The organism is Paenibacillus sp. QJM3NY_38, assembly GCF_056173265.1.
In genome coordinates this window covers 2569952-2584697 of the sequence record NZ_CM149665.1, presented here as the reverse complement: position 1 = coordinate 2584697, position 14746 = coordinate 2569952, and the positions used below count along the sequence as shown (strand labels likewise).

General features: G+C 47.6%; 25 protein-coding genes. All 25 read left to right on the top strand.

Annotated elements, in window-relative coordinates:
* The first annotated feature begins 35 nt into the window (after positions 1-35).
* The 25 genes from AC0VZ8_RS11570 (at position 36) to AC0VZ8_RS11450 (ending at position 14743) form a co-directional block, all read left to right on the top strand.
* The gene (locus AC0VZ8_RS11570; protein WP_475486914.1) at positions 36-911 is read left to right on the top strand and encodes a hypothetical protein; all 876 of its coding nucleotides are present in this window, start codon (positions 36-38) and stop codon (positions 909-911) included.
* A gap of 99 nt (positions 912-1010) precedes the next feature.
* A complete protein-coding gene (locus tag AC0VZ8_RS11565) occupies positions 1011-1940 on the top strand; it encodes a hypothetical protein (RefSeq protein ID WP_475486913.1) in 930 nt (309 codons plus the stop codon).
* A 17-nt stretch (positions 1941-1957) separates the two neighbouring features.
* Positions 1958-2683, top strand: coding sequence for a hypothetical protein (locus AC0VZ8_RS11560; protein ID WP_475486912.1), 726 nt, complete (start codon positions 1958-1960; stop codon positions 2681-2683).
* Positions 2673-3128, top strand: coding sequence for a hypothetical protein (locus tag AC0VZ8_RS11555; RefSeq protein WP_475486911.1), 456 nt, complete (start codon positions 2673-2675; stop codon positions 3126-3128). Before AC0VZ8_RS11560 ends, AC0VZ8_RS11555 begins: the two co-directional genes overlap by 11 nt.
* On the top strand, positions 3125-3334 hold the full coding sequence (locus AC0VZ8_RS11550) for a hypothetical protein (RefSeq protein ID WP_475486910.1): 210 nt from the start codon (positions 3125-3127) through the stop codon (positions 3332-3334). The genes AC0VZ8_RS11555 and AC0VZ8_RS11550 overlap by 4 nt, the downstream gene beginning before the upstream one ends.
* Positions 3335-3457: 123 nt before the next feature.
* Positions 3458-4483, top strand: coding sequence for a hypothetical protein (locus AC0VZ8_RS11545; RefSeq protein ID WP_475486909.1), 1026 nt, complete (start codon positions 3458-3460; stop codon positions 4481-4483).
* Entirely contained in the window at positions 4480-4806 is a 327-nt protein-coding gene (locus tag AC0VZ8_RS11540) for a hypothetical protein (RefSeq protein ID WP_475486908.1), read from the top strand. Before AC0VZ8_RS11545 ends, AC0VZ8_RS11540 begins: the two co-directional genes overlap by 4 nt.
* A complete protein-coding gene (locus AC0VZ8_RS11535) occupies positions 4806-5027 on the top strand; it encodes a hypothetical protein (RefSeq protein WP_475486907.1) in 222 nt (73 codons plus the stop codon). The genes AC0VZ8_RS11540 and AC0VZ8_RS11535 overlap by 1 nt, the downstream gene beginning before the upstream one ends.
* Positions 5028-5029: 2 nt before the next feature.
* On the top strand, positions 5030-5185 hold the full coding sequence (locus tag AC0VZ8_RS11530) for a hypothetical protein (protein ID WP_177178669.1): 156 nt from the start codon (positions 5030-5032) through the stop codon (positions 5183-5185).
* A 119-nt stretch (positions 5186-5304) separates the two neighbouring features.
* The gene (locus tag AC0VZ8_RS11525; RefSeq protein WP_143042083.1) at positions 5305-5493 is read left to right on the top strand and encodes a hypothetical protein; all 189 of its coding nucleotides are present in this window, start codon (positions 5305-5307) and stop codon (positions 5491-5493) included.
* A gap of 122 nt (positions 5494-5615) precedes the next feature.
* Positions 5616-6149 (top strand): hypothetical protein, encoded by a 534-nt coding sequence (locus AC0VZ8_RS11520; RefSeq protein ID WP_475486906.1) that lies wholly within the window; start codon positions 5616-5618, stop codon positions 6147-6149.
* A 43-nt stretch (positions 6150-6192) separates the two neighbouring features.
* Entirely contained in the window at positions 6193-7188 is a 996-nt protein-coding gene (locus tag AC0VZ8_RS11515; RefSeq protein ID WP_475486905.1) for a hypothetical protein, read from the top strand.
* Positions 7189-7420: 232 nt separating this feature from the next.
* A complete protein-coding gene (locus AC0VZ8_RS11510) occupies positions 7421-7600 on the top strand; it encodes a hypothetical protein (protein ID WP_475486904.1) in 180 nt (59 codons plus the stop codon).
* Between the two features lie 111 nt (positions 7601-7711).
* On the top strand, positions 7712-8251 hold the full coding sequence (locus AC0VZ8_RS11505; RefSeq protein ID WP_475486903.1) for a hypothetical protein: 540 nt from the start codon (positions 7712-7714) through the stop codon (positions 8249-8251).
* A gap of 76 nt (positions 8252-8327) precedes the next feature.
* The gene (locus AC0VZ8_RS11500) at positions 8328-8510 is read left to right on the top strand and encodes a hypothetical protein (RefSeq protein WP_475486902.1); all 183 of its coding nucleotides are present in this window, start codon (positions 8328-8330) and stop codon (positions 8508-8510) included.
* A 278-nt stretch (positions 8511-8788) separates the two neighbouring features.
* Positions 8789-9055, top strand: a complete 267-nt coding sequence (locus AC0VZ8_RS11495) for a hypothetical protein (RefSeq protein WP_475486901.1) — start codon at positions 8789-8791, stop codon at positions 9053-9055.
* 282 nt (positions 9056-9337) lie between these two features.
* Complete coding sequence (locus AC0VZ8_RS11490; protein ID WP_475486900.1) at positions 9338-9574, top strand: hypothetical protein; 237 nt, start codon at positions 9338-9340, stop codon at positions 9572-9574.
* A 4-nt stretch (positions 9575-9578) separates the two neighbouring features.
* Positions 9579-10067, top strand: coding sequence for a hypothetical protein (locus tag AC0VZ8_RS11485; protein ID WP_475486899.1), 489 nt, complete (start codon positions 9579-9581; stop codon positions 10065-10067).
* A 73-nt stretch (positions 10068-10140) separates the two neighbouring features.
* Complete coding sequence (locus AC0VZ8_RS11480) at positions 10141-12000, top strand: DEAD/DEAH box helicase (RefSeq protein WP_475486898.1); 1860 nt, start codon at positions 10141-10143, stop codon at positions 11998-12000.
* On the top strand, positions 11997-12185 hold the full coding sequence (locus AC0VZ8_RS11475; protein WP_475486897.1) for a hypothetical protein: 189 nt from the start codon (positions 11997-11999) through the stop codon (positions 12183-12185). Before AC0VZ8_RS11480 ends, AC0VZ8_RS11475 begins: the two co-directional genes overlap by 4 nt.
* A 27-nt stretch (positions 12186-12212) precedes the next feature.
* Complete coding sequence (locus tag AC0VZ8_RS11470; protein ID WP_475486896.1) at positions 12213-12473, top strand: hypothetical protein; 261 nt, start codon at positions 12213-12215, stop codon at positions 12471-12473.
* Between the two features lie 319 nt (positions 12474-12792).
* Positions 12793-13251: a hypothetical protein gene (locus AC0VZ8_RS11465; protein WP_475486895.1), complete on the top strand. Its 459-nt coding sequence runs from the start codon at positions 12793-12795 to the stop codon at positions 13249-13251.
* Positions 13248-13673 carry a hypothetical protein gene (locus tag AC0VZ8_RS11460; RefSeq protein ID WP_475486894.1) on the top strand — a complete coding sequence of 142 codons (426 nt, stop codon included), beginning with the start codon at positions 13248-13250 and terminating at the stop codon, positions 13671-13673. Before AC0VZ8_RS11465 ends, AC0VZ8_RS11460 begins: the two co-directional genes overlap by 4 nt.
* The gene (locus AC0VZ8_RS11455) at positions 13666-14091 is read left to right on the top strand and encodes a hypothetical protein (protein WP_475486893.1); all 426 of its coding nucleotides are present in this window, start codon (positions 13666-13668) and stop codon (positions 14089-14091) included. Before AC0VZ8_RS11460 ends, AC0VZ8_RS11455 begins: the two co-directional genes overlap by 8 nt.
* A 424-nt stretch (positions 14092-14515) precedes the next feature.
* Complete coding sequence (locus AC0VZ8_RS11450; protein WP_475486892.1) at positions 14516-14743, top strand: hypothetical protein; 228 nt, start codon at positions 14516-14518, stop codon at positions 14741-14743.
* Positions 14744-14746 lie beyond the last annotated feature (3 nt).

The window sequence follows — 14746 nt, the reverse complement described above, 5'->3', positions numbered from 1 at the left end:
ACGAGCACTGACCGCCGATATGAGGAGATGTTCACATGAACACAAAGAAAACAGCGACATACGAACCTGCAATCATCCTGACGAAAGACTTATTCACCCACGAGGGTACACAGTACCACGTTGAAAGCCGCAAGGCTAAGCGCGGCGAGATGATTCTGACGACCAAGACCATCGGGCACTACAAGAAAGGACAGGTATACGAAGTATCCGACTACACAGGCAAGGAAGCGTGGTGCAAGAACGACGAGGGCTTCCCTATCCCCATCCGTCACGGTGAGTATGCAGTTCTCGTGCCGATGGTTGAAGCACAGCCCCTCCCCACCACAGTGTACTCCCCTTCCATGCTGAATCAGCTTGAATCGAGTGGCACCCCGATATTCAACGGGTATCACCACACGGTGCTTGACTTCAGCGAGGTTGAGGGTGGTCACACACTGGTCATGAAGCTCCCCGCAGGTGACCACATCACGGTTTGCGGCATGATTATGACCGACAGGGTTAACACCATTGTTGATATACAGTACCACGGGGACAACGGTCAGCAGATGATCGGGTTCACTGGGAATGAGACACCTCAGGTACGGGACAGCCGAAGCAAACACAAGCTGTACAGCTTGGACATTCGCCCCGACCACAAGGAAAAACCATACGGTGACACCTTGACACTAGCGTTCCGCAGGGTGGATGAGGTCATCATCGACATCTCCATGAACGCAGGTACTTGGATGGCTGAGAACCCTGACAGTATGCCTGATGGGTATGACTCTCGCACTCTCGTTCGAGCCATCCATGATTGGGCGGTAGAGTTCGAGAAGGAGTTTGGTAACCAAGCACGGGACGACTACTACGAGAGAGTCGATACGTTCACTGAGAAGAAGATCAGCCAGTGGACTAAAGAGTACACCGAATAATCGGACACCGTTACCATACCTCACCCCGCCGTGGGGTATGGAATAGGGTGCCTGATTGCCTATGAGCAACGCACCACTCAAGCTATGAGGTGATTGTGAATGAGTGAAAGAGTAGAGTTCCACGGTAGAATCAATGTCGGTACATACGAGGGTAAGCGCGTAGTGGTCGAAGCCACGATCAAGCTGAAAGATTCCTCTCGTGAGAGTACGACCCATGACCACATCAAATCCTACCACACGCTGTCCATTGTAGGTAGCTACAATGGCGGCGGTGGTCAGTGCATTGACACGCTGAAGAAACTGGATGAGGTAACCATCCCTGAGCAGGACTTGAAAGACCTGATCGAGATTTGGGAACGGTGGCATCTGAACGATATGAAAGCGGCTTGTTGCCACCATGAACCTATACCTGTCAGCTACGATCACGAGGAGTACAAGCATTACGTTTGGCTGAATGCCAAGCGGTGCCCTAACGGTTATCGGTATGGCTCGGCTTGGTTGGTCGAGATGCTACCGACCGAGATTATTGATCGGGTGACTGAAATTTTCACCGCCCAACCAACAGCTAAGTCAATCACCGAAGAATGGGAGCTGACCATGAACGGCAACCGTGGTGAGCTAACGGTCGGTGACATCCAAGTTACTGTGGATTATGTAGGTAAGACCAACCCGATTAAGATATGGGGTGCATCACACAAGGACATTGACTACAAGACGATCTACCAGTACCTCGTTACCTGCATCCACAAGGGGACTCACGAGACCATGAGCTTCGACTTCTTTGATAGCGTCGATAACGGAAGGAAGCCGCCGTTCGTTAAGAGCCTGGGCTACTCGATCATGTGCTGTATCCGAAGTGACTCCTTCACAACGTCAGCCAACTACCCTACCCTTGAGAGCTTCTGCTCCGAGTTTGGGTACGATGCTGACAGCCGCAAAGCCGAGAGAACGTACAAGGCTTGCATCGAGCAGGGTGATAAAATAAGCAGGGTATTCGATGCTGAACTGATCGAAACCCTCCCGCAGTAAAGGGAGGATTGACCTGCATGGATTCAGCAGCCTATGATAAAGTTGTGATCGACGGTCAGTATGCTGACGAATTGTGTCGGCAGTTTGACATGATGAGTTCCGAGACAGGGAGCGTATTCGCCCTGCTCGGACTCCTCCGAGGTGTTAGGTTCCCGCTAACTAAGGGAATCCTTCACCTTGACTACGGCGGCAAGGACGACATCGAGATTACCTTCAACCTTGACGGTGACTCATCGGGTAGCGGTCACTACAAGCACAGCCACGGACTGGAATGGAGAGTTCAGGGTGCTAACATCATCCCCATCTCCAAACCCGCCCGACCGCAGGATATGGACGAGCTTATCAAAGTCGCTCGGTACTTCACCAACCTGTTCAAAGCTGTCATGCAACGTATGGCAGAACGTAAGCAAGAGGTTGTGAGGGACGAGCGGAGCATCCCTAAGGTAAAGAAGGGTAAGGTCAAGCACGGTAAGAAACAGAGGAACCGCACGGTATATGTCAGGCAGACCGTGTACAAGGTATCCTCCCCTCCCCCATCCCCTACCATAGAAGAAGGGGAACGTGAGAAGCGTGACTATGAGCGGCAAACGTTCAGGTGGACAAGGGCAGGACACCACCGCCGACTACGTAACGGCGAGGTTAGGTGGTTCCCCGAGAAAGAGATCATTCTTGATCCTGACGCAGTGAAGGAAAGTAAAACCTACAAAATACAGAAAGGTGAAGGTGAGCAGAATGACGGTTAAACGTAACGAACTGGAAGAAAAGTATGAGAAGGTTGAGGGTACCATCACGGTACCTATCAAGTATACCCTGAATGACTTGGAAGGTCTCCTGATTAGTGCGTGGGAAGGTGGAAGTACATATTGGGTCGGCAAGGTTGAGGTGAACCACCCTAAAGTAGCTAAGCAGGATGCTTATGACGCTGACTGGGCTACCTCTGAGTGGGCTTTCAACGCACTTGTTGAGGGTGGTAGCATCTATGTCGAAGACAACGAGGGTGGGGAATATAAAGGCACCATCACCTTGGAAAGCTTTAAGAAAGGTTTTGAGAAGTTCGTCGCTCACCGCGCTAACCAAAGCGCACTGAACTTTATATACAACGGCAGTATTGATGGTGGTCAACTCGATGCAGGTGATGCTGATGGAGTATTCCAGTATGCGGCATTTGGAGAGTGGGTGTTCGGATGATTAAGGGTATTCACCTTGGTAAGAATGTAGGGCTAGAGGGTATCAAAGAGGTCTACCATGTTGAGGTCGCTGTCACTGAGAACGGGACGGTTAACTTCTTCCTGTTCAAGGACGGTCACCCCCTCTCCCCCGCCGAGATGTCCCCTGGGGAAAAAGAGTTCCTGAAGGGTGAACTGAAATCTGTCGTAGACGATATGCTGAACTAAATAGATGCTGATAGAGAGACCCATCCTAACATACCTGGATGGGTCTTTCGCTTGAGCACCTATAGAGTGCTACTTAACACAACCTCCCCTATCCCGTATAGAGAAGGTAAAGGAGATGAATTTATGCAACACACAAAAGAAAGCATCAAGGAAATGATTATTGGAACTGGTATTCTTCAGGTTACCAACCGAAACGGCGAGGATTTTGCCATTGTGGACGGTTACCATGATATTGACCGCTGTCTGTATATGATCGCTGAAGCACTGGCACCTGAATCCATTCAGGAATACCGTGACTTCCACGATCCAATCAACAATCACCAACTGATCCAAGGTGACCGACTGGTGACATTCGGTAGCCTAGCCTATGCAGGGTGCGCTGTACCTGAGGTTCTTGAGGTCGCCCTTGAGAAGGCAGGGATCGAGGACATATGGTTCGAGAATATCGTTATGGAATATGGGTTCTCAGATCAGTATTGCCTATGTGATGGGTGTAGCAAACCCATATGCCACTTCCCTTCTTCAGGCTCCCCCGACACGCACTACCACAACAATGGCGAGATAGTGTGCGTCGATTGCTTCAAGAGCAACGGTCTGAAGGATGAGTACCTAGAAACCTGCATCAACAACCCTCGGAACGTAGTCCAGTTGGAGCTTGTATCCTTTGATGATCTGTATGCCGAGGGTTTTGAGAAGCACCACCAGTCACCATACCACAACGGTCTGCATGAGGGTATGAATGACGTACCTGAGGAGGTAATGAAGAAACTGAACGAAGAAGGGTTCGGTGAGGTGCTGTTCACCTTGGACGATAACACCCCATTCCATATGACGTTTAGTGCCTGGGTACGCCGAAAGGAAGGCATCGAAGGAAAAGCAGTAATCAGTCCAGAGCTTAGGGATGAGATTATAGAAACAGCAAATAGAGAACTTATCCCCTACGATGTTTATGAGGGCGTTTTGAACGACAGCTTTATCCTGTACGGTGCTAAAAAGATTGTAATCGAGGGTATAAAGCCCAGTGAGTATATTGTATTGCACAATAAGTACGTCAATGTATGGACAAGCGAGACAGAATTAATTGCGACGAACGATATTCAAATCGTTAACAGCTATAAAGAGCTGTTCGGAGAGGGTGAGGAACAATGATCGGACGGTTTGAACGGGTCGTAGTTATCTTCGGTGGCAGGGACGAGCATTTTAACACCTTTGAGGGCGGTAAGTTTGAAGCGCGTACCTATGAGGAGATGGAGGAGATCGAGCGCAAGTTTGATGCACTCGACCACCGCTCCACCTACTGGCAGATGTTTAAGGACAAGTACGTTAAGTGCTCTTGTGGTGAGGAAGTACCCTGTGGTCGCTTCACAAACACATGCGAATGCGGTAGAGACTACAGCTTCGATGGTAGCCTGTTGGCTGATCGCTCCCAATGGGGCGAGGAAACTGGCGAACACTGGACGGAGGGTTACTGATGCAACGTCAAAGCCTTAATACGTGGAAGACCATATTCAAGAACCTTGCTGAAGACGATCAGGAAGTCGAAGTAACATGGTTAGACCCTGGGGATGCAAGTGAGGGTGAGTGGTGCTTACACTGGGAGAACGAGCTTTTCGAGGATGGCTTCGCTACCGAGGAGGAAGCAAACGAGCGGTTGAAACATCTACAAAAACAATTACTGGTGATGGAGGGGTAAACATGTTCAACGTAGTCATCAAAGCATGGAAGAACGACGAAGTGATCGAAACGATTACCAAAGAGCCTGTATCGGAGCGTTCCGCTGAACGTATCGAGAGAGGGGTTAACATCAACCTGAATCACGATGAGTATTACACAGAAGTAGTACCTGCATAGACCCTGCTAGGACAGCTCACCTTCGGGTGGGCTTTTCAATGGAGCGGTCTATAAGGGCTGTAGAAGGGACACCCCACCTTCGGGGTGGACACCCTCCCTTCAAAGGGGGTGACCTGGAAATGGACATCTTCTTCGCTACAGCCTTAGCGGTGTTGGGATTCGTTCTTGCTAGTTTAGGAATTATCAATCGCATTCTTAAAAAGCTTAACGAGTCCGTTCGCCTGTTGAGTAAGCTGAGGACTTCCCTTCGCTTGTTCAACAAAAAGAAAAAGGACAAAGCCGATTCCCTCCCCCGCCAAGGTTCGTGAGTCGATTAAGTCCCTTTCAGGGAGGAACAAGTTCGCCGCTTGTTCCTTCCCTTCTACGGTCTATTATAGCCGCTCTGCTTTACAACATCAAGTGCCGACGAGCACTATCAGGAGGAACTAATATGCAAGAGAATATCAACTTTGAACTGAAAGTAATTAACCCTACCCAGGAGATCATTACCGTATCCGCATCCGTTGACTCAGGGTGGTCGGGTGGTCGCTATCAGGTATCCCTGTCTTACAACCCTTCCCGTAAGGTTTTCATTGTATCCGCTCCAAACTACTGGGTGTCCATGGAAACTACCCGACCACATAACTGTACCAACAAGCTAGGTGAGCACGGTATAGGTAGAAATGACGCATTAGCGATTGAAGCTATCGTCAATCAGATCCTCCTCCCCGCCCTTCACAAGAAGATGGATGCGGCTGAGGAGTTTGAGAACCATGTGTACTCCGATTCGGTTATGGGGTACGTCCGTCAGAACCTTGACCTTGAAGCTGATGATGATTCTAAGGACATGGAGATTGCTCAGATGTCCCGCAACGAGGTGTTCGACCGTGTACTTGAATGGAATGGGTTCATTCGGTACGGAAACACAGTACGTGACTGGGTTGAAGGTGTGTACGGTGTGAAGCTCAGTAAGATTCGTAGGTAATTTGTCCCCTGCTCCCGCCCATCACCTTCGGGTGGTGGTCGGCATGGAGGGTACAACACCCTACCCTATAGTGCCATCGAGCACAGAAAGAGGTTACATCATGAGTTTTTCCAAAATTGATACTGCACAAAATGAACTTATCAACCTGATCCCTAAGGAAGCTAAGGAGACCCGCGAGAACCTGCTTGCAGTGATTAGCGACATCCGTGTCATTCAAAAGGACAACATCCTTGCATGGATTCCTATATGTCACATCGACGAGGAATCCGTTGATCTGAGTGAGTACCGTTACATTGATGACTACGAGATCGTCACTGGTTCGCATATTGCCCCCGACAATAGCTTGTGGCGTTCAGAGGAAGCGTACCGTGAGCACCTTGAGAAGCTTTCGGAAAGGAGGTTTGTTGTAGGTTCCTACTGGAAGGTAGCTGACGTGAACAACGAATACGATTCCTTAGAGTTCGATTCTATGGGTGCCGCTGAAGACCACCTCGAAACGCTTGTAAACGGTGGGGTTGATCGTGAGCTTCTGTTTGTAGTTCAGAAGTGGTGTATACTTACGATGGCAGGTGACAACTACGATAAAGAAGAAGATCGTAACGGAGAGTACACCTACGAGTCGGAAGCTGAGAATGACATTGAAGACTGCCGCGCTGAGTGGATTGACGAACAGGTTAGAGACCTTGGGGAGTTCGAGTATGATGAAATCATGGAGGATACAGTCTTCCGTTACGGTCACAAGAGAACGGTTAACCACGATCTAGCTCAAGACCTGGGGATGGCTGTCGTAAGGTTCAACAACGGTGAGCATGAGGGTTACGAGTACATCGTATCCACAGGGACAGGAACGGATTCCACCCCTTCCTATGTATGCTACCAAGCCATTGAGTTCGGTCACGTCAGCGAGAACGATGCCCGATGGTTTACAGACCATAAGAAAGGATTCTTCATCGACGTTGTAGGTCAGGAATTGTACGAGATGGCTATGAAAGCCATGAACCTAGAGAGATTCATAAAGGGGGTTACCTATACGCCATGAACATGAAGAAGTGTGATGGTTGTTTCAAGGAATCCTTTAGCTCCTGCGGCTATGGTGAACAATGGACTTGCCCACACTGCAACAAAGACATTACACACGTAAAGGTGCAATCCCCACCACAGGTTAAATCCTCTGAGAGGATTAGGTTAGATGCAAAGTACAAGTACGAGCCGTATACAGACAAATGACAAAGAAATTAACAAACGGCTTAACTATCAGGAGGTTGTTTCGTATGAATAAAGTAGGCGTTATGGATGCGATCATGGAGCAGTTCGGTGTTGAGTACGGCGACATCTTTATGGACGATGACGGTACGTTCCAGTTGAACGACGACGAACAGCGTTATCGGTACATAGAGTTACCTGGGGAGACACAGGACGAGTTCCAGTATGCCTTCCATAAGGTAGATTAGGACACTCCCACCCTGCCACTGTCTTATGACGGTGGTAGTAGGGAGTGCCCCAGTGTACCCTGGTGGCACAACCCACCCACGCCACAAATACCATAGAGAGGAGTTTTACCCGTGATTGAGGATGTGGCAGTGTCACTAAAAGAGTATTATGAGGAGAGATACGGTAAGCCTAATGGGGATAGGGAAACATTAGACGTGCTTTATGACATATTCAAAGACCTTATGCACTATAATTTCGTAACAGCCGAGGTTAAGGAGGGTATAAGTGAGTACTACAGACTGATTCAGAACCGAGGGCTACCTGCTTACGAGTGGATACTTGAAGCCTTTCACGTAGTGTCCAAGAAAAGTGTTGAAAAGAGAAACTTTCCATATGTCATCGGAATGTTAAGAGGTTGGTTAAAATTCGGGTTTGGTCACATCCCCTCCCAAGAGGAGGAGGAATTAGTAGACTACTTTCAAGAGGTTACTGGTACAGAAGTCTCTAGCGAAGCGAGACAGTTGTTACAGAACATGATGGGTAGGTACGGAGTCATGAGAATGACGAGAATGATCTCCCAACTCCCTAAGGAAAAGGATACCCTAGACCTTTCCAAGGTCATGGCGGTAATGTTATCTGAACTTCTCGCAACCAAGTATTTAGATAAGTGAACCAATATTCACCAACTCAACCCCTCACCTATCCGAGGGGTTTTTGGTGGTCTGAGATCAAGGGGGAGTTTTACGAATGAAAAGCTCACGAAGACCTACTAACGAACTAACCGACTTCGAGTTGTTACAAGAGGTCGATCAGTTTATACTAGACGCTAAGGCATTAATTGGGAAGGAGGTGAGCACGAGTGCGGATATTGAAGGCACTCAAGCGACTCGTAAGGTCGAACTCAAAAGAAAAGAATTGGAATCAGCATAGATGCCCATACTGTAACCACCTACTGTACGAGAAAACAAATGACTTCGTAGTTGGCTCCGTGAGGGTCAAGTGTCGAAAGTGTAAGAACATTGTAAACGAGTAGTTTTGACTCTTAGACTCTTGGGGGGAAAGAAAAGGTAATGGAATTATTTAGAGATGTCTTGATAATTTCCCCCACTTGTCTTATTATTGTGAGATAACTCCTCAGCTTACACATTCAGACCGCCGTTGGAGAGGAGCCAAATTTAGAGATCATTTAACAGTCGGAGGTTATTTTTATGACGTATTCAAAAAGTCAAATGGACGCAGTTGCTCAACACCTTAGAGATAGGTTTGTGGCAGGTGAAGTCGAGGGTCATGAGATCGTGGTAGCTCTAATAAGCATGGTTAAAGCTGATCGAATTTTATTAGATGATGTTGCACCTATTTTGTATACCGTATATTTTGGTAACCCACAAGGCGTTATGGTTGCTCTTGAAAAAGCTCACACTTTAATTGATGAGGAAATGATTGATTCAATAATAAAGGAAGTTAATGAAAAATAAAAACTACTAATAATACAATAAAATTACCCACTAAAAATACCATATTAACACTGTCTCTTTATTGAATTGAATTTCTACATAGAGAGGAGACAAAATGAGAGAGTTTTATAGTAAGTTCTTCTTGGTCAGTCTAGCTTGTTTCCTTATATTAGGTGTCATAATTTTCTTTGATAATTCATTTATACAGATGCTCCGCGTTATTTTCCACCTCGCCCTGGTTATCCTAGTAATAGGAATTATCGGTTGGCATGAGAATAGGAGAAAGCGGAAGGAGCAGAACATATGGAAAACGTAAATAAGGCAGTTCTGTTTTTGGCTGTAATTGAAACAATGCTTGAAGCTTTGAAAGGTTTGCCTGTTGACCAAACTGAATTGGTTGACTCATTGGCTATGTTGGGTTTTGACCCTATAGAAATCATGTATGATACACAGACGCTCGTTGCATTTCAGAAATTGTGCAGAGGTTTCGTTGAGCTTGAACTTACTGAGGATGACTTATCTGTACTAGAGCAGGGGTAACGTCATGCAGTCATTGAAGCTTCTATCCACTTATGCACGAAACGGGGTAGTCATCCTTAGTAAGCTCAAATCACGGAATTATCCACTCTATCTATATTTGAAATCAAATCTTGAGCAACTTTCCCCCGCCCTGACCGCTCAAGGCGTGGGGGTACTCAATGACTTAAAAACACTCAGAGAGCCTGACAAGATCAGGCTATTTTTGCAGTATCACTATGGCGAGACCGTTGACCTTTCAGAAGTTAGGAAGACTCACAGAACGGTCTACAACTACCTCTTAGGTTATGGAAAGCCCCGAGAGGTAGTTGAGGATTTGGGCTTTAATGTAAAGTACCGATCCCATACCACTAACTTAGAAAAAGACCTGGGTAGTTTAAGAGATTCTGAGGGAAACTTCCCTCCTCTCCCCCAGTCTACATACAACAAAGTCTATTACCGAGCTAAGAAGCAAGGTGTTGACGTAAAACATTACCTCAAGTCCCTAGGGACTTGAGGTTATTTTTTAGGAGGTGATTATTTAACAGCCTTACTCTCACATCGTATAGATCAACTAGGAGGTGTTTGACGTGATAAACGCAGAAAAGATAAAGGGCAATGACGGGAAATGGTGGATTAAGGCTTCTTTTCGCAACGTCAAGACGCTTAGTGACGCGATGAGCGAGGTCAAAGGCGCGATCTTTAGTCCGATTCAAAAGGTTTGGGCAGTTCCGCTGATCTATCGTGAAGACTTTGAGCAAAAGATGGGTAGCTTCCTTATCAATTGGGTTGACGAGGAGAAAGGAAGTAACGGCGGTATTAGCGAGGACGACATCCCAAGCGAACCAGTCGTTCCTGGATACTCAGTAACCTACAATGCAGACGGTGATATTATCGACCATCGTGGGTTTAAGACCCGCCCGTGGGGAGAGTTCCAGGTCAAAGGATTCAACCTGATGGTTAGCAAAGACTTCCTGATCTTAGCTGATGATGCGGGTCTAGGTAAGTCCTGGCAGGTAGCCAACGCCATTGAAGCTAAGAAGAAGCTAGGACACCTGAAACGAGGGATTGTCCTGGCGAAAGCGAGTCTGCTGTTTAACTGGCGTGACGAGATTCATATGCACACCAACCTCAAGTCGGTAGTAATGGCGGGTAACGTCAACCAACGTGCTAAGCTATACAGCCAACTAACAAATGAGGGGGATTGGGATGTCATCATTATGTCCTACGAGACTTTCCGATGTGACATCCACAACCTTGAGCTACTGGATAACTACAAGGAGCTTCAGTTCTGTGTCATGGATGAAGCCCACAAGATCAAGAACCCTTTAAGTAAGATTGGTTCCCTCGTACACCGACTGAACTTCCGTAGCCGCTATGTTCTGACAGCTACCCCACTCCCCAACTCACCGCTTGAAGCATACAACTACCTTCACTTCGGTAAACGTGTTCTGAAGGATTGGTATGAGTTCCGTGGGCACCACGCTATCATGGGCGGCTTTGGTAACAAAGAGATCGTCGGTTATAAGAACATTCCTGAGCTGAAGAACCTGATCCAGGTTAACATGCTTAGAAGACGTAAGAAGGACAAGCTGAAGGAGCTTCCTGAGGTTGCGTTCAAGACAGTTACCCTTTCTATGACCCCTACTCAGTCCAAGATGTATCAGGCTGTTAAGATGGGGATTTTGGAGGAGCTGAAGGATACTTCCTTAGACAGGATTCCATCGGCACTAACTAAGCTCCTTCGACTACAACAGGTTACAGACTCCATCGAACTGATCGGAGCTTCCCCAGGGAAGAATACAAGCTCTAAGCTCCTAGCCCTTGATGAGATGGTCGAGGAACTGGTGGAAAGCGGTAATGAGAAAGTAATCATCTTCTCCCGTTTCCGTACCATGGTGGAGCTGATCGAGAAGCGATACGCAAAACACAAACCTGCGGTTATCCATGGTGACGTGGATGCCAACGGTAAGACTGAGAACTCCGCTGTCCGACTGCTGAAGAAGAAATATGGACAGGAATGGTATGACATGCCTGAGGAGCAAAGACGCAAGCTCCTGGATGAAACTATGACTTCGGAACGCCAACGTGAAGTATACAGGTTCCAAAATGATGAGGAATGTAAAATCTTCATCGGCTGTACACCTGCTTGCCGTGAAGGTCTGACACTCACTCAAGCTACTCACGTTATCTTCCTTGACTGTGAATGGTCACCCGCTTACGTTGAGCAAGCCTTCTCCCGCGCCCACCGTATTGGTCAGCGCAACGCTGTTACCGTATACTACCTCGTTTGTGAAGGTACTATTGATGAGCATGTACAGGAGACCTTACAACGCAAGGAAGCCATGGCACAGACCATGCTCGATGAGGGTATAAACAACCTCGACCTGGGCGTAGCGAAGCAACTGATCGCTTCCCTCGCAGGTATTGATGAAAGGATGGTAGCATGAACCGAGTGAACTCGGAGAACTTCTTTAAGCAAGCACAGCAAGCCGCCGTGGATCAAATGGTTTACTTCGCGGCGTACCACATGTACGAAAAGGAGTTCCCTGACAAGATTACCATCGTTCAAGACTGTATAGACGTTAAGGATGTAAGGCACTTCAATAACTGGCTGAAGAACCGTCCTGAATAGGGCGGTTTCTTTATTTGGAGGACTCTAATGAAGAAACGTGTCGAGGTGAGAAAGATCGCACAACAATTAGGTGTAACCCTTAACATAATTGAGGAGATCAAACTACCCCAGGTTGGCGAGTTTGGTTTCTGTCAGCGCTTCGGAGTCGGTGTTATATCGGAAATTAGTAGAGATGGTTGGTGGTACTATTTCGAGGGTGGGGATGTAGCTGTTAATCAACCCGCAGTCAGGAAAGCCACGGAGTCTGAGATCAATATATGGAGGAGTAAACAATGCCAAGACCTATAAGTAAAGTAATTCTACCTGACGTGCCCCCTGTACCTGAAGGGTACAGACGCAACTGGCTGTGGTGCCGCAAGTGTGATGAGATTTCCTATTACGACTATGTTCCATACGATACAGAAATGCCTAGCTTCCATACTACATGTGGTCATGACTTCTTCAGCGAACTGGAATACCTGAAAGATTCTGAAGTGGAAGGCGGTCTCCCCGTCTCCCCTCCCCCTGTAAAGAAGCGTTCTAAAAAGACTGCTTAAATTATTTTGAATCAGGTCTTAACTGCTCTCAACCGACTTCGTATAGAGAAAGTGAAGGGAGATGAGAGCAAATGAATAAACTAGCTCAGCAAGTTTTAGGGATTGAGCCTTCCGAGGAGAAGGACGTATTCGCTCAAGAAACATCGGTTGGGGAGGACACACTCCGAGAGTACCACTTCCGTAATGAACGTAAGAAGCAGGACGAGAAGTGGCTCAAGGAGAACAAGGGTGCGATCCTCCAAGGGTTGTCCGAGTTAGGAAAGCGCAAGGCAGACTGGGGTGGCTTCCGAGCTTCATACTCAACGCCTGATAAGTCACACTTCGACAAAGCAAAGGTAATCGAGTTCCTTGAGAGCAACTACAGTCACATGCTCTATGAGAACATCGTTACCCAGGTCAAAGTGGTTGATGAGAACGTCCTGGCTGAGTACATCGAAAGTGGTGAGATCGACCTGGAAGCTCTCAAGGCTTACGCATGGGTTGAGAAGTACGATGCACCCCGTCTGACTGTATCGGTGGTCAAGGAATGATTAAGATAGGTGACCCTGTATTCATCCTCCCCGCCCACTCCCTGCGCTTTGCAGGTCGGTGGGGAGAAGTTATGGAGATCACCGAGGAGGAGCCTATGCCCTTGTTGTTACGCTTCAAGGGTATGGACATCCTGTACCGATTTGACTCCCGTAGTGTCCTATCGACTGAGGATTACTACTCCTGGTTCTCGATCAGCCGCCCCTGCCTTAACAAGCTAACGGGCGAGATCATCGAGATTAAGGCGAAGTTGCACCCTCATATCAAAGACACTGACGGTGAAGTACACCACTTCGGTAACCTTCTCCCTGTCACCTACTGCGAACACTGTGGAACCAACACCACAGGCGAGTTTGCCGCGCTGTGCCAAGACTGCGCCTACCCATTACCGATTGAGCGAGGAGATGAAAGTAACAATGGCTAGAACAACAGCTAATCTGTATCACAAAGGAGTCCAGTACCAAGCTGAGGATGTGTATCGTAGCACTTCTACATTTGTACATTACGAGATCATCTCGTTTATGAAGATCAGCGGAGCCGACTTCGTTGTCCTGAAGATCAGTAATCATGAGCAACCATCTATGCACCCTATTGATGAGTTCCACCGATTGGTTGATCTACACGATCTCGTTAAGGTTTCCCGCCCACGATATGAAATTGGTGATCGCTTTGAACACCCTATGTCCAACCGTACTATGAAGGTACTGAGCGTATCTCCTGACAAGTGCAACGCCAATGGCAGTTATGCCTACTTCATGGAGGTCATCAAGGCGAACGGTAAGCCCTTCTACAATGTGATGAGTGAGACATTCCTTGATAAGTGTGTACGGGACAAGTTCTGATGGGAGATATAGCTGATTACTACGCCGACCAAGCAATGTTCGACGAGCCACGTTTCAGAGTCACTGAAGATGACCCGTTAGACGAGCTGACAGCCCTTGTAGACGACGAACTCATCCGTAGGGTACGAATACTCTACCGAGCGGCTAAAGAGCTGTCAGGGGCTATGAACGAGCATGACAGTCGGGTACAGAGTATCTGTAATCACCACCAACTGGTCGGGTATATGACCGAAAAGCAAAAGCGTTCGCTTTGCCTGTACATCCTGAACTTCGGTAAAAGGATTGTCAGTATCTAATGTAAGGAGCAACACCGTTTCAATGAACTATGACTGTGAGAAGTGCGGTAAGCAAAACAAAGACATCTTAGAGCAGGTCAACCACATCATAAATGGGTGTGAAGCCGCTAAAACCAAGGAGGATACCAATGCCAAAAGTAACTGAAGTATACGTTGAAGCTACGTTCACCAAGTCCCTGCCGAACTACCAAAACTACAAACCAACAGCAGGAGTTCGTATGACACCCGCTAAAGACGAATCCACTGACGAAGTGTTCTCCTATGGTTGGGGAATTGTCCACGATCAGATCGCTGAGCAACTGAAGGCGTTCGATGACAAGCCGCAATCAGGTGTCACTAAAGGTCTCAGTAAGTAACCA

What these genes read in the sequence shown, in the direction of transcription:
- AC0VZ8_RS11455 (WP_475486893.1), top strand. Translation starts at nt 13,666, where the DNA reads ATGGCTAGAACAACAGCTAATCTGTATCACAAAGGAGTCCAGTACCAA.
- AC0VZ8_RS11460 (WP_475486894.1), top strand. Translation starts at nt 13,248, where the DNA reads ATGATTAAGATAGGTGACCCTGTATTCATCCTCCCCGCCCACTCCCTG.
- AC0VZ8_RS11515 (WP_475486905.1), top strand. Translation starts at nt 6,193, where the DNA reads ATGGAGGGTACAACACCCTACCCTATAGTGCCATCGAGCACAGAAAGA.
- AC0VZ8_RS11485 (WP_475486899.1), top strand. Translation starts at nt 9,579, where the DNA reads ATGCAGTCATTGAAGCTTCTATCCACTTATGCACGAAACGGGGTAGTC.
- AC0VZ8_RS11555 (WP_475486911.1), top strand. Translation starts at nt 2,673, where the DNA reads ATGACGGTTAAACGTAACGAACTGGAAGAAAAGTATGAGAAGGTTGAG.
- AC0VZ8_RS11520 (WP_475486906.1), top strand. Translation starts at nt 5,616, where the DNA reads ATGCAAGAGAATATCAACTTTGAACTGAAAGTAATTAACCCTACCCAG.
- AC0VZ8_RS11550 (WP_475486910.1), top strand. Translation starts at nt 3,125, where the DNA reads ATGATTAAGGGTATTCACCTTGGTAAGAATGTAGGGCTAGAGGGTATC.
- AC0VZ8_RS11465 (WP_475486895.1), top strand. Translation starts at nt 12,793, where the DNA reads ATGAATAAACTAGCTCAGCAAGTTTTAGGGATTGAGCCTTCCGAGGAG.
- AC0VZ8_RS11565 (WP_475486913.1), top strand. Translation starts at nt 1,011, where the DNA reads ATGAGTGAAAGAGTAGAGTTCCACGGTAGAATCAATGTCGGTACATAC.
- AC0VZ8_RS11475 (WP_475486897.1), top strand. Translation starts at nt 11,997, where the DNA reads ATGAACCGAGTGAACTCGGAGAACTTCTTTAAGCAAGCACAGCAAGCC.
- AC0VZ8_RS11490 (WP_475486900.1), top strand. Translation starts at nt 9,338, where the DNA reads ATGGAAAACGTAAATAAGGCAGTTCTGTTTTTGGCTGTAATTGAAACA.
- AC0VZ8_RS11540 (WP_475486908.1), top strand. Translation starts at nt 4,480, where the DNA reads ATGATCGGACGGTTTGAACGGGTCGTAGTTATCTTCGGTGGCAGGGAC.
- AC0VZ8_RS11510 (WP_475486904.1), top strand. Translation starts at nt 7,421, where the DNA reads ATGAATAAAGTAGGCGTTATGGATGCGATCATGGAGCAGTTCGGTGTT.
- AC0VZ8_RS11470 (WP_475486896.1), top strand. Translation starts at nt 12,213, where the DNA reads ATGAAGAAACGTGTCGAGGTGAGAAAGATCGCACAACAATTAGGTGTA.
- AC0VZ8_RS11545 (WP_475486909.1), top strand. Translation starts at nt 3,458, where the DNA reads ATGCAACACACAAAAGAAAGCATCAAGGAAATGATTATTGGAACTGGT.
- AC0VZ8_RS11495 (WP_475486901.1), top strand. Translation starts at nt 8,789, where the DNA reads ATGACGTATTCAAAAAGTCAAATGGACGCAGTTGCTCAACACCTTAGA.
- AC0VZ8_RS11525 (WP_143042083.1), top strand. Translation starts at nt 5,305, where the DNA reads ATGGACATCTTCTTCGCTACAGCCTTAGCGGTGTTGGGATTCGTTCTT.
- AC0VZ8_RS11560 (WP_475486912.1), top strand. Translation starts at nt 1,958, where the DNA reads ATGGATTCAGCAGCCTATGATAAAGTTGTGATCGACGGTCAGTATGCT.
- AC0VZ8_RS11530 (WP_177178669.1), top strand. Translation starts at nt 5,030, where the DNA reads ATGTTCAACGTAGTCATCAAAGCATGGAAGAACGACGAAGTGATCGAA.
- AC0VZ8_RS11570 (WP_475486914.1), top strand. Translation starts at nt 36, where the DNA reads ATGAACACAAAGAAAACAGCGACATACGAACCTGCAATCATCCTGACG.
- AC0VZ8_RS11500 (WP_475486902.1), top strand. Translation starts at nt 8,328, where the DNA reads ATGAAAAGCTCACGAAGACCTACTAACGAACTAACCGACTTCGAGTTG.
- AC0VZ8_RS11450 (WP_475486892.1), top strand. Translation starts at nt 14,516, where the DNA reads ATGCCAAAAGTAACTGAAGTATACGTTGAAGCTACGTTCACCAAGTCC.
- AC0VZ8_RS11535 (WP_475486907.1), top strand. Translation starts at nt 4,806, where the DNA reads ATGCAACGTCAAAGCCTTAATACGTGGAAGACCATATTCAAGAACCTT.